Raw genomic sequence first — 12,556 nt, 5'->3', positions numbered from 1 at the left:
ACAGTTGGATAAAAAATCAATAACAGCGGTCAAGTAAAAATCCGGCGTTACAATGGCCATATATCGCTATTGAAAAAGCGCGACAACCAACCCATTTTTTGCGTGCTCGCTAATTCACCCGAACCGCTGTAGGAAATTTTTGCATTGGCCAGGCGGGTAGACACAATAGTGTTATCTGGTGCGATATCTTCCGCGCGCACTATGCCGCTGATACGAATGAATTCATCACCACGATTCAACGTTATCCATTTTTCTCCGCGCACAATTAAATTACCGTTAGGTAAAATTTCCGCCACCGTTACCGTGATATTGCCCTGCAAGCTGTTGCTTTGATCAGCATCGGCACTGCCATCAAATGTTCTGTCCTGATTTAAGGTGGTGGTTAACTCTTTGCCCTTAATGGTGGGGTTCGCACCTAATAAAGGACCCGCATTAAAATTAACGCCGCTTTTCTTACCGGTTTTAACACCGGATGATTTTCTCGAAACAGTACGCTCACTCAGTGTTACGGTAATTACATCACCCACAAAATGGGCTTTGCGATCATTAAATAAATTAATACCGTAGGCATCCTGGTATAACGAGCCTTCGGTGCGTTGCGGAACCGGCATGTTGGCAGCGATGGTAGGTGCATAAGCGGGATCATCGGCCATCGGCTTGTTATTAGCACAACCTGTGGCCGCGACAATCATCAACACAAGACTGGTACATTTAGCGATAGTGAAGAAAATTTTCTGGCTCATGATGTGTTTACCTGGGTTACTGCGCAAAAAAATACTAATGTTCAATTAAAGGTTTTGGGTAATGAATTGCAGCATTTGGTCTGCAGTGGACACCACCTTGGAATTCATTTCATAGGCACGCTGGGTGGTGATCATATTCACCATTTCCTCAACAATATCGACGTTGGAATTTTCCAGCATCCCCTGCTTTATCACACCCATACCATTTTCACCGGGAGTGCCTTGCACAGGGTTACCACTCGAAACCGTTTCGACAAATAAATTACCGCCAATGGGTTGCAAGCCGGAATGGTTTACAAAGTCCACAAGAGTGATGGTGCCTAACTGTTGTGGGTTGGGTTGCCCATTAGTGAAACCATTTACGGTTCCGTCTGTGCCTATGGTGACCTTATTGGTACCCTGTGGAACAACGATGGCGGGTTCCAGTAATAAACCGTCAGCGTTCACTACCTGGCCCTCGCCATTCAATTGAAGCTGGCCATTACGCGAATAAACGATAGTGCCGTCAGGCTGCAAAAATTGCAGGAAGCCGTGGCCATCAATCGCCACATCAAATGATTGTTCGGTTACCTGTAAATTACCTTGGGTAAATTCTTTTTGTGTCGCTACCACGCGCGCACCGGCACCCAATTGCAAACCGGATGGCAATTGCGTTTCTTGTGTTTGTTGTGCGCCCGGTTGACGCTGGTTTTGATACAACAAATCTTCAAAAATCGCGCGATCACGTTTGAAACCAATAGTGCTGGTGTTGGCCAGGTTATTGGAAATAGTGGTTAGCTGGCGATCCTGTGCTGATAAACCGGTTTTACTGACATAGAGCGCTGCGTGCATGATCTATTCCTCTGGTTAAATGCGTTTAATAACGGCACTTAAAAAATTGACGATTAAAAATTACGACATTTGTAAAAGCTGTGAAGACGCCGCTGAATTTTCTTCGGCAGTTTTCATAATCTTCACTTGCATTTCATACTGACGGGCAAGGCTGAGAATTTGTGTGAATTCTTCCACCGCATTAACGTTACTGCCTTCGTACATACCACTGCGCAATATCACCTCGGGAGCGGCATTAGCATTCAAGCCATCGCGTTGGCGAAATAATCCGTCATCACCTTTCTCAACATTTTTTACATCCGGATTCACTAATTTGAGTTGGCCAACTTGTACCATGGCTTCAGGGCCCTGCCCCAATCCCACAATGGAAATAGTTCCATCAGAACCAATTTGGACTTTTTCATTTTCCGGGATATTGATCGGACCACCGGCGCCCAACACAGGTAAACCATTCGCGGTGCGCAACATGCCGTTGGCATCAATGGCGAGGTTGCCAAAGCGGGTATAGGCTTCGGTGCCATCCGGCGCCTGTACGGCAAGAAAACCATTACCTTGAACGGCAACATCCAGAGAATTATTGGTGGTTATCATCGGGCCGGATTCAAAATTGGAACGCGGGGATTCTGTCAGCGCATAAGCGCGTGTTGGCTGACCTTCACCGTAATAAACCCCCATGCTCCGCGATTGCTCGAAATCCGCGCGGAAACCGCTGGTACTCAGGTTTGCCAAATTATTGGCACGGTTGGTCTGCGCCAACATATTGTTTTTGGCACCCGTCATGGCGATAAAAAGAGCTTTTTCCACAATCGTTACTCCGGTTGCCAGCGCGAATTGTTCAGCGCTGGTTTTTTGGCGAATTTGCCGTTACCGGAGATTTTGCAAGAGCGGTGCCAATATTGGATTTATATTTAATTATTTGATTTATAAGGATATTTTCAGTAGTAGTCACAGGCGTGTAATTTATTGCACCCGCATTATCCAATCACCTGAATAGAAAGCGGCAAAGAGCTTCCGCCCTTTGCCGCTGTGTTGTTTGGTAATGATATTTGTTGCCGAATCGGGCGTAATATTTATTGGGTGTGATAGTCACGCCCCTACAGTTCTGCGCCCATTAATTATCCATTACCTCAAATTAATGATCGTTTGGGTGGTGGCATTTGCAGTTTCAATGGTCTTCGCGTTCGCCTGGTAATTGCGCTGCGCGATAATCAGATTCACCAATTGCTCGGACAAATCCACGTTGGATTCTTCCACCGCCCCCGCAGTGATGTTACCCAACTGCGAAGAACCCGGTGCTCCGATAATTGCCTCACCCGATTCAAAGGTTTGGGCCCACATGGTATCGCCGGTTGGCTTCAGGCCATCCACGCTGGCGAAGTTCGCCAATGAAACCTGCCCTAATACCTGTGCTTCACCGTTGGTGAAACGCGCAAACACGATACCGGTATTGCTGACATCCAGGCCAGCCAAACGACCAGTAGCATAACCATTTTGATCCAGTTCCTCGGTAGAAAATGCGCTGCTGAACTGGGTGCTGCCAGTCAGGTCAATCAGGAAGTTCGAACTCGCCGGCGGTTCTGCAACAGGCACAGTACCACCCTGCAACACATTCAACGGTCCCAATGCGCCAATAGGTGCCCCGTCTTCACCCAACGGAGTCCAGTTGGAAATCAGAATTGCGTCGGTCATGGACGAGTTAATGGTGCCATCCTGTGTGAAATGGATATCATAAGACGCCATTGTAGGTGCCACGTTTTGAGGAGATGGCAACGAGGGGTCCGGGTCACCAACATTCTGTCCATCAATCTGCACATACATTTTCCAATGGTTTGGTGATGTTGTAGGGTCAGCCGGGTCGTAAGCTTGTTTCACAAAAAACTGGCGCATTGAATGGACATTACCCAAGCTGTCATACACCGGCGTGGTGGTTGCATGGTTATAGGTTTTTTGATCATTTGGATCAAATGCATTAATGGGAACCGGAGTGAAGAATCCCGGAACCGTACTGGCACCAAACATACTTCCCCCGCTCACAGGAACTGTCTGGCCAGTTTTGCTATCCACCAGTCCATAACCTTCTTGCATGGTGATACTGATTTCACCACCGACGGTAATGCCTTTGTCCACTTCACCCGCTACCGTTGTGTCCAGGGTTTGCAAAAGGCCCCTGCTTCCCAAAATTTCAACGATTCCACCTGCTGAGCCAAATGAAAAATTCAGATCGGCACCGGTTGCCGATTCCACCACCAGGTTTCCGGTTGAATCCAGCTTTGCCGTGATACCAAACAGTGTGGTTTTGCTCAATGAATTAATTTCATCGCGCAACGCCGTCATATCACCCAAACCGGTGACGTCATTCGCAGTGAGGGTTACGCCATTTAAGGTAAGGGAGCCATTGTTATCAAAGGTCCTTGCAGGAATTGCTGGTGGACCAACAACGGCTGGGGCGTCGCGCAAAATAGTTGCCGAGGTTTTTGCAGTAGCGGAAACGCCGGCCAGTTTATTCAATGCAGATGCCGTTTCGTTTGCTGGCGCACCATAGGTACTAATAAACGTTTTCTCAGTGCCATCAGGGCCTTTTATCACGAGGGTATAAGAACCGTAATCGTTGGTAACCTTTGCTTCACCGGTAACTGTTTGGGTACTGGGCAAATTGGTCGTCAGGCTGTCTGTTGCGGTAGAGCCGGTTGTTGCGGTGAGCGATAACGTTGACGCGACACCTGCTGCGCGATCCCTGATTTTCAACCGGTTATCAACCGGATCAACAAATGCATCCACGTTAATTGAATTCGGGTCACTGAAATTTCTGTTATTAATTTCGTCTGCAAGGTCTTCCAGATTATTGAAGGTCACGTTGGGAGAAAGTGTGATACCCAGTGTTTGCACTGTGCTGCCCACTTGCCTGGTGATGGTTAATACCGTTGCGTTGGGCGCAGCCGCGGTTGTCACTGGCAAATCAGCTACGCCAATCAAATCAATTGTTGAGGTGGTCGGGCTTTTCAATGCCAGTTGCGCTTCGCCAATTGCAGTCCCATTGGTTTGAAAACGACTACCGGTTGACTCCAGTACAACCTCCTTGGAGTTGAGGTTATACGATGCAAAAACACCGGTAGTTTGGCGTGGCTCTTGTGAACTAACATCTACGCGTAAATCGCCCAAAATACCACCAACGTTGCCATCCGCATCCGCAGGAAAACCTTGTAGCAATGCGCCGGTGCCATTCACGATATAACCGTTTTTATCCAGGCCAAATGTACCTGCACGGGTAAACAAACGTTCACCGTTTTTTTCTACCACAAAAAAACCTTCGCCGTTTACCGACAAATCCAATTCGTTTTGGGTAAATTTCAAATTACCCTGGGTAAATTGCTGGCGAATATTTTGAATATTAACGCCACTGCCCGGAGTATTTGATCCACCACCCAATAAGGTACTTGTGTATACATCGCCAAACTCAGCGCGTGAAGATTTAAAACCAATAGTACTGGCATTAGCGATATTATTGCCGGTTACCTGTAAATCGGTATTGGCTGCGCGAATTCCACTTAACGCTGTGTTGAACGACATATTACACCTCGACCATAGGGATTAATGGCTGTAAATTTTTTACTACAAAAACATTAATTAAATTGTTTCACTTTGCTGGCTTCTACTGCGCCTATGCCTGCAAGGTTCAAAACCAGCGCGCCGTTTTCACCAATACTCACACTATTCACATTCGCACTTAACGACGTTTTTAGCGCTTCATTTTTACCGTTTTGATCAGCCAGAATTTCAAATTTGTATTCTCCCACCGGTGCTGCCGTCTCACCTGCAGACCAATCCAGCAATTCACCATTGACTTCAATAACCTGTCCATCCCAACGGAAAACCATTTCACCTTTTGGAACTTCGCCGACAGGAATGGTTTGTGCGAGCTGGCCTTTTTCATCATAAATATTGATTTTCAAATTCTTGGTGGAATACGCCAAATCTGCACTGCCGGCAACAAAACTGCCTTTCGTTAACACACTGGTTTCCGATTCCACATTCACACTGGTTCCAACCAATGATGATGCTTGCAATGCATTATTCGACATAAAACTCTTGAAACTGGTATTCAAACGTTCCAATCCTTCTACCGAACTGAATTGCGCCAGTTGCGCCACAAACTCGCTGTTATCCTGCGGGCTCAGCGGATTTTGGTTATTCATTTGCGTAATCATCAATTCCAGAAACGCAGCCTGGCCTAATTCATTGTTATTTTTTTTGGTTTCTGTTTTTTTGTTGATGCTCAGGTTATCTGTAACGCTGGAGCTGCTATTAGTGCTGCCGACAGTAGACATGCTATTTCTCCTTCACTAATTACTGACCAAGCGTTAATACGCGTTGAACCATTTGTTTTGCAGAGTTCATCACTTCAACATTCATTTGGAATGAGCGCGATGCAGCGATCATATTCGCCATTTCTTCTACCGGATTTACGTTCGGGTAATACACATAACCTTGCTCATCTGCTTTTGGATGATCAGGCTCATAACGGCGTTGCAATGGCGCATCGCTTTCAACAATGCCAAGCACTTGCACACCGACTTGCGATTCCACTTCGTTATCGCTGTAAGTGCCTTCCACTGTATTTGCACGCATCGCATCACGCTGGATCGCGGCAAAAACCGGCTGGCGGCTGCGATAAACTTCATTCACACTGGAGCTGGCTGATTGGGCGTTTGCCAGGTTGCTCGCGGTTGTATTCAAACGCAGGCTCTGCGCATTCATACCTGTGCCAGCGATATCAAAAATATTTCCAAGTGCCATGATCTGTTACCTATGTCATTCAGGTGAATGATAAAAATTATTCGCCGCGAATTGCGCTACGCAAGCCGGTGAACTTACTATTCAAAAATTGAAAACTGGCTTGAAAAGCCAATGCGTTTTTCATGTATTCCGCGTGTTCAATTTGATCTTCCACTGTGTTGCCATCAATCGATGGTTGTTGTGGAGTGCGGTACAGCACATCGCCTTCAGCAGTATCAAAACCCTCGCCAGAAATATGGCCATTTTGCGTAGTGGCCAAATCAAAACCCGATGACGGATTCATTTTTTGTTGCAGGGCTTGTTTGAAATCCAAATCTTTGGCTTTGTAATTGGGGGTATCAATATTGGCCAGGTTATTCGCCAATACCGATGCGCGCTCGGAACGGAAATGCAGCGCACTCTCGTGAATACCCAATGCTTTATCGAAGGAAATGGACATAATCGTTACTCTGGCAAGTTCGAAAGTGGCAATGCACTTCAGCCACTTTTTACGGTTACCAACATCAAAGCAACCGCTGTGCCAACCACCAAAAACTAATCTATCCAATTGTTTTATATAAGATTTTTATTCGCTTCCACAAGAAAACAAAAAGGCGGCAAGCGGCAAGCGGCAAAGCTTTTCCGCCTCCGTTAGCCGCTTGATTAACCGTTATATGGCAAAAAAAACCCGCAATAATGCGGGTTTAATAAAAAAGGAGTGAAAACCAAATCAGATTGCCCGGTAGAGAATCCCTGGTTCACAACGAACCATCTCAAATAAATCGGCGGCACCCGCAAGGCCTTCCGAGGAGCCCAGAAACAACAAACCTTGCGGCTTGAGCGCAGCGTGAATTTTTTGCAGGATTTGACGCTTTAAATCAGCATTAAAATAAATCAGTACGTTGCGGCAAAATACGATGTCGAATTTACCCAGGCCCGCATAAGAATCCATCAGGTTAAGCGAGCGAAAATCAATTCGCTCTTTCACAAAACTTTTCACTCGCCACATAGTTGGAGTGGGATTATCAAAATATCGCTCCAGGCGCTCGGATGACAAGCCGCGCATAACCGACAACTTGTCATACTCGCCACGCTTGGCCTGATCCAGTACGGTAGATGACAAATCGGTTGCAACAACCTGCACCGGCCGTGGGAGATTGCCCATAGCCTGCCGCTTGTACTCTTCTACCATCATGCTAATCGAATAAGGCTCCTGCCCCGAGGAGCATGCAGCCGACCATATGCGGACAGGCCCAAACATACGATTATTAGGTGCCATGAACTGCGGTAGGAGGGTATTTCGTAAATAGTCGTAGGGATAATTATCGCGAAACCAGAAGGTTTCGTTGGTGGTCATGGAGTCGATGACCTGATCTTTCAATTTGCGATTAAAGCCTTGCTTTAATACACGCACTAATTCGCCGAACGAAGCAATATTGTTTTCTTCCAAAATACGACGAATACGGTTGGTTACGAGGTACTGTTTATTGTCGCCCAGTGAAATTCCACAGGCGTCCTCAAGGAATTGACGAAATTGATCAAACTCCTGCTGGTCGAGATTATCTCGACCAGCGCTGGCAGGTTTGCTAAAAGGAGACTCTTTATTAATCATAACAACTCAACGTAAATCGTAATCACATCCATTGTGTAATTCCTTTTTTACGCCTGTTCGGGCGGCAAAAGGCTTTCACCGGTAATCGCCAATACGCGATCATTAACGCGCTTGGCCAGTTCATCCGGATGGAATTTTGCCAAAAAGTCATCGGCACCAACCTTGCGAACCATGGCTTCATTAAATACACCGCTCAACGATGTATGCAAAATAATATGAAGATTTTTTAATTGGGGATTATTGCGAACCTCTGCCGTGAATGTATAACCATCCATTTCCGGCATTTCAATGTCGCAAATAATCATGATTAATTCTTCATAAGGATTTTTGTTTTCCTTCAATAAATCCTGCAGATATTTGAAGCCTTCGGCACCATCTTTCTTGATGGTGGTTTTAATGCCCATACTTTCTACAACGCGCTGGATTTGTTTCCGCGCGATAGTTGAATCATCAATAATCAGGATATTTTTCTGCACGACACGATCAGCAATACCATCTTCGATAACACCGGCACTGACCTCTTCGCGCATTGGTGCAACTTCCGCCAGGATTTTCTCAACATCAATAATCTCAACCAACTGTCCGTCCACTTGAGTAACTGCTGTCAAGTAATGCTCCTTGCCCGCGCCCTTTGGTGGCGGATGGATATCACCCCAATTCATGTTCACAATGCGCTCGACAGAACGCACCAGGAAACCCTGCGCAGTGCGGTTATATTCGGTAATGATAACAAAGCAACTCTCGATATCCGGCAGCTCACGGCGCCCGATGGCCAGGTTCATATCCATGATCGGCAAAGTGCCACCACGGATATGGGCCACACCACGCACGACCGTACTGCGACCGGGAATCGCGTTTAATTGTGGACACTGCAGGACTTCTTTCACCTTGAAGACGTTAATGCCATACAACTGCTGGCCACCAAGGCGAAATAACAGGAGCTCAAGACGGTTTTGACCAACCAGCTGGGTGCGCTGATTGACACTATCCATTACGCCGGCCATGCAATTACCTCATTCTCATCTAAATGGTTTTTAAAACTGCCTGAAAAATCGCGGCACAATATTTGCTTTGGTACTTTTCAGAACAGCTTAGCGGCAAAAAACCGCCGGACTTTAGCCATTCACAGACAGAATCTGCCTGACATAAAGTGCTTACCCTTGAGGATAGGACAAAATATGGAACTTCCTAGTTTTTATAGAACTTTCGTGAAGAATATTTTGCGCCAGAGCGCCACTTATCTTTTGCCCGCTCAAAAGCACTTCATATCGTCAAAATTTTGTCCACTGGCATTGATCGCAGCAGCTTGCAGCGCCAGCTACCCTGCCCTTGCCACAGGCATTTACAGCCATTTGCAATTAAAGCAGGACACTACCAGCTTCCTGGCAAGCGAATATCAACAAGCCCCCCACGAGCGCATTGATATTAGTGTTGGTAATCTGGATAACCGCCTTCGCCTGGGCCAATGCCCTGCCCCCGTAGGATTCACCGCCCAAGATCAAACCGGCCTGGGCGGCAATATTACAGTCAAGGCCCAATGCGCAACGGAACATATAAATTGGGCGGTCCACATCCCCGCCCAGGTTGTGATCTATCGCGAAATTCCGGTGGCATTGAGGGATATAGCGCGCGGTGAATCCATCACTGCCGCTCACTTAACTACCAGCCTGGTCAATGTGAGCAACATCCGTCAGGGCTTTGCCGCTGATAGCGGCGCGGTTATCGGACGAGAGGCAAAACGTAATATCGGTAAAGGTGAACCATTCAGAAATACGGTGCTTGATGCCCCTACCGCCATAAAACGCGGCGAAGTCGTCAAGCTGGAATCACTTGTAGGCAGTATTAAAGTCAGCAGCAACGGTACCGCAATGGGTGATGGGCGCCTCGGACAGAAAATCCGCGTCAGGAATGACTCATCAGACCGTATAGTAACCGGCGTTGTACGAGGCCAGGGATTAGTGCAAACCTTGTGAGACCAGTATTTAGGCGGCGCTGAAAGTTTTTTTAAATAATTGCTAAAGTTACGGGAGCTAAAGCCGATAACCTGGCTAGGAGAGCCACAAATACGGCTTTCCAACTTGTCCCGACATAGCAACCGCGACAATTTTGTACAAATCGCCCGCAGGGCGAACAGGGGAAAACAAATGAACTTCAATACCAACAACTCGCTGGATTCTGTCAGCACCAAAGGCACTCGCAGCAAGCCTGCTACCACTGCGGCATCGGAAACCAAAGCGCCCGCTGCTGCACCCGCACCCGCCACACCCAAGGCTGGTGATCAAGTGGTGTTGAGTGAACAAGCACAAACGCTTGGCCGCTTGCAAAGCAAAATCGACGCTGCCCCCGATGTCAATCTGGATAAAGTGGCAGAGATTCGTCGCGCCATTGCGGAAGGTCGTTTTGAAATCAACCCGGAACGCATTGCAGAAAATATGCTCAACCAGAATGACTTGCTGGGCTAATTGCCGTTAATTGAATAACCGTTTTTTGACTTGAAGGATAATTGACAGGCTCTTCCCCGGCGCCTTTTGAAAAAACCTTCTCCACATCCAGTAGAGGTTGCTATGTCTCTCGATATTAATGCCCTGCGTCAAATGATTACGCAGGACACTACCGCCATCGCCCAACTCAAACAATTACTCATTGAAGAGCGCCAATTGCTTGAACAGCGCAAACAAGATGGCCTGCAAGAAATCATCGAACAAAAATCCATTACTGTTGAGCAATTAAATAACAGCGCAAAACTGCGCCATCAAATTCTCACCACACTTGGCTTACCCACTAATGCCGCTGGCTGGGATACGTTCTTGCAACGCAACACCGCTACATTGCCGCTGTGCGATGACTGGAAAAATCTGGTGAGCGAGTTTGAAGAATGCCAAAAAATGAATGATGTGAATGGAAAGATGCTTGCCCGCTCGCAACAAACCCTGAATCATTTGCTGAACTTGTTGCGCGGTAAGGTAGCAGCCCCGTCCCTATATACCGCTCAAGGCACACAAACCCAACATACTTCATCCTATACCGTTGCCAAGGCTTAATATTTTTCCCGCAAGCCTATATAATCCGCGCCGCACGCAACTGCGTGTGGTGCGTCCCTGTAGTTTAATCGGATAGAACGTATGCCTCCTAAGCGTATGATGTGGGTTCGATTCCCGCCGGGGACGCCATTTTTCAGAGTGCTATTCATCACCTTTTTATTTTTTTAATTTATCCAAACCAAGCAGATACTCTCCCAACGCATAATATGCCGGTAGCGATGTTGGATCATTTGCAGAGTTACTTGCGATTGGATGACTTGCAAATCGGGCTATGACCATCCCGGCTGCGGGATCGATATACAACGCTTGCCCATGAACACCCCGCGCCATAAATGCACCGTTCTTATTGTGGGTAACCCACCACATGTTTCGATAACTCCAACCGGTTAAGTGTTTATACCCGGCTTTGGCAAAATCTTTTTTATTTGCCCCCTGTCGAATATCATCAATGACGGTTTGCGAAATAATTTTTTGGCCGTTATACATTCCATTGTTTCTAATCATTTCTCCAAAGCGTGCAAGGTCACGCAAACCAGTATTCAATCCACCACCGGCAAATGGTGTTCCTGTGGAATCCACCGACATATAAGCATCTTGCTCTGCGCCTAATTTCTTCCAGATTCGCTCGGATAACAATTGCGCAACCGAGCGCCCGCTAACCCTTGCCAACACCCAGCCCAAAACATCCGTGTTCGCTGTACGATAATGGAAACCATCACCATGAGAACCTTCTGCTTGTACTGTTTGCAGGAAGTCATAATAAGACCGCGGCCCCTTGTAGTCCTTTGGTTTAGTTAATGGATTACCTGCTGCTGCATGGGCCCAAACCTCTGCTGTAGGATCAGCATAATCCTCCCTGAAACGGATACCTGTTGTCATATCCATAACCTGTCTCAGGCTCGCATTACCAAACGCTGATTTGGCAAGCTCCGGAATATACTCGGCTATTTTTTTATTCGCATCGAGCAAACCATCTGCAACCATCATTGCAGCCAATGTTCCTATAAATGTTTTTGTTACTGACATAGCAGCATGTTGTCCTTCTGCTCCGAGCACACCGAAATAGCGTTCATAAACAATATTGCCTTTATGCAAAACAATAATTCCGTCAGTGAAATTAGCAAGCAATGATGCCTCCCAGGTCATAGGCTGTTTTGAATTGGTAGGTAAAAACATTAATTGATTAATATTCCCATCGATTTTTTGTTTTAGTTCAGAAGGTACACTCACCCCGCGAGATACATTTACCGTAGGCATCAATTGCCTGAAATTAGACACGCTCCAGCGCATTTGCGGAAATTTAAAATAACTTCCATCATCAAAACGAATAATGCGATCTTCAGGTGGTGGGAAGCCAATCATCCAGCCCAATTTTATGGGGTCGCTCTCAAGTGCATCCGGTATTTTTTCTTCCGCCGCAAATGCCACGACACTACTCAAAGTAAAGACAGCGGTACACATCACCACGAAATTCTTTCTGATAGCACTCCGCTCCATGATATTCCCCTTATGAAATGGATTTGAAAGCGATAAGTTTTCATTTGTTTTCGGAAAGT

13 protein-coding genes and 1 tRNA gene are annotated in these 12,556 nt (G+C 46.7%); 4 read left to right on the top strand and 10 right to left on the bottom strand.

The features are described from left to right. Positions 1 to 47: 47 nt before the first annotated feature. From flgH to A596_RS08370, 9 genes are all read right to left on the bottom strand, one after another. Positions 48 to 743, bottom strand: coding sequence for a flagellar basal body L-ring protein FlgH (flgH, locus tag A596_RS08410; RefSeq protein WP_039913685.1), 696 nt, complete (start codon positions 741 to 743; stop codon positions 48 to 50). Positions 744 to 788: 45 nt separating this feature from the next. Continuing rightward, complete coding sequence (gene flgG / locus A596_RS08405) at positions 789 to 1,574, bottom strand: flagellar basal-body rod protein FlgG (RefSeq protein ID WP_039913684.1); 786 nt, start codon at positions 1,572 to 1,574, stop codon at positions 789 to 791. A 60-nt stretch (positions 1,575 to 1,634) separates the two neighbouring features. Next, the gene (flgF, locus tag A596_RS08400) at positions 1,635 to 2,378 is read right to left on the bottom strand and encodes a flagellar basal-body rod protein FlgF (RefSeq protein ID WP_039913683.1); all 744 of its coding nucleotides are present in this window, start codon (positions 2,376 to 2,378) and stop codon (positions 1,635 to 1,637) included. 318 nt (positions 2,379 to 2,696) lie between these two features. After that, the gene (locus A596_RS08395) at positions 2,697 to 5,141 is read right to left on the bottom strand and encodes a flagellar hook-basal body complex protein (protein WP_039913682.1); all 2,445 of its coding nucleotides are present in this window, start codon (positions 5,139 to 5,141) and stop codon (positions 2,697 to 2,699) included. Positions 5,142 to 5,194: 53 nt separating this feature from the next. Continuing rightward, positions 5,195 to 5,899, bottom strand: coding sequence for a flagellar hook assembly protein FlgD (locus A596_RS08390; protein ID WP_039913681.1), 705 nt, complete (start codon positions 5,897 to 5,899; stop codon positions 5,195 to 5,197). A 19-nt stretch (positions 5,900 to 5,918) separates the two neighbouring features. After that, positions 5,919 to 6,368, bottom strand: a complete 450-nt coding sequence (gene flgC, locus A596_RS08385) for a flagellar basal body rod protein FlgC (RefSeq protein WP_039913680.1) — start codon at positions 6,366 to 6,368, stop codon at positions 5,919 to 5,921. A 37-nt stretch (positions 6,369 to 6,405) separates the two neighbouring features. Next, complete coding sequence (gene flgB / locus A596_RS08380; protein ID WP_039913679.1) at positions 6,406 to 6,807, bottom strand: flagellar basal body rod protein FlgB; 402 nt, start codon at positions 6,805 to 6,807, stop codon at positions 6,406 to 6,408. A 270-nt stretch (positions 6,808 to 7,077) separates the two neighbouring features. Next, positions 7,078 to 7,959: a CheR family methyltransferase gene (locus A596_RS08375; protein WP_052417341.1), complete on the bottom strand. Its 882-nt coding sequence runs from the start codon at positions 7,957 to 7,959 to the stop codon at positions 7,078 to 7,080. Positions 7,960 to 8,006: 47 nt separating this feature from the next. Further along, positions 8,007 to 8,963, bottom strand: a complete 957-nt coding sequence (locus tag A596_RS08370) for a chemotaxis protein CheV (protein ID WP_039913678.1) — start codon at positions 8,961 to 8,963, stop codon at positions 8,007 to 8,009. Between the two features lie 174 nt (positions 8,964 to 9,137). On the opposite strand from A596_RS08370, the gene flgA reads away from it, so the two are divergent. From flgA to A596_RS08350, 4 genes are all read left to right on the top strand, one after another. Continuing rightward, a complete protein-coding gene (gene flgA, locus A596_RS08365) occupies positions 9,138 to 9,932 on the top strand; it encodes a flagellar basal body P-ring formation chaperone FlgA (RefSeq protein WP_039913677.1) in 795 nt (264 codons plus the stop codon). A gap of 171 nt (positions 9,933 to 10,103) precedes the next feature. Then, on the top strand, positions 10,104 to 10,421 hold the full coding sequence (gene flgM, locus A596_RS08360; RefSeq protein ID WP_039913676.1) for a flagellar biosynthesis anti-sigma factor FlgM: 318 nt from the start codon (positions 10,104 to 10,106) through the stop codon (positions 10,419 to 10,421). Between the two features lie 102 nt (positions 10,422 to 10,523). Then, positions 10,524 to 11,000, top strand: coding sequence for a flagella synthesis protein FlgN (locus A596_RS08355; RefSeq protein ID WP_039913674.1), 477 nt, complete (start codon positions 10,524 to 10,526; stop codon positions 10,998 to 11,000). Between the two features lie 53 nt (positions 11,001 to 11,053). Then, positions 11,054 to 11,129: transfer RNA gene (locus A596_RS08350), tRNA-Arg, on the top strand. Positions 11,130 to 11,156: 27 nt separating this feature from the next. Here A596_RS08350 and A596_RS08345 read toward each other — a convergent pair. Then, a complete protein-coding gene (locus tag A596_RS08345) occupies positions 11,157 to 12,497 on the bottom strand; it encodes a serine hydrolase domain-containing protein (protein ID WP_039913673.1) in 1,341 nt (446 codons plus the stop codon). Positions 12,498 to 12,556 lie beyond the last annotated feature (59 nt).

It is taken from the genome of Cellvibrio mixtus subsp. mixtus J3-8 (genome assembly GCF_000766945.1).
Lineage (GTDB): Bacteria > Pseudomonadota > Gammaproteobacteria > Pseudomonadales > Cellvibrionaceae > Cellvibrio > Cellvibrio mixtus_A.
The sequence above is the reverse complement of the archived record's forward strand: the minus strand, read 5'-3'. Positions and strand labels throughout refer to the sequence as shown.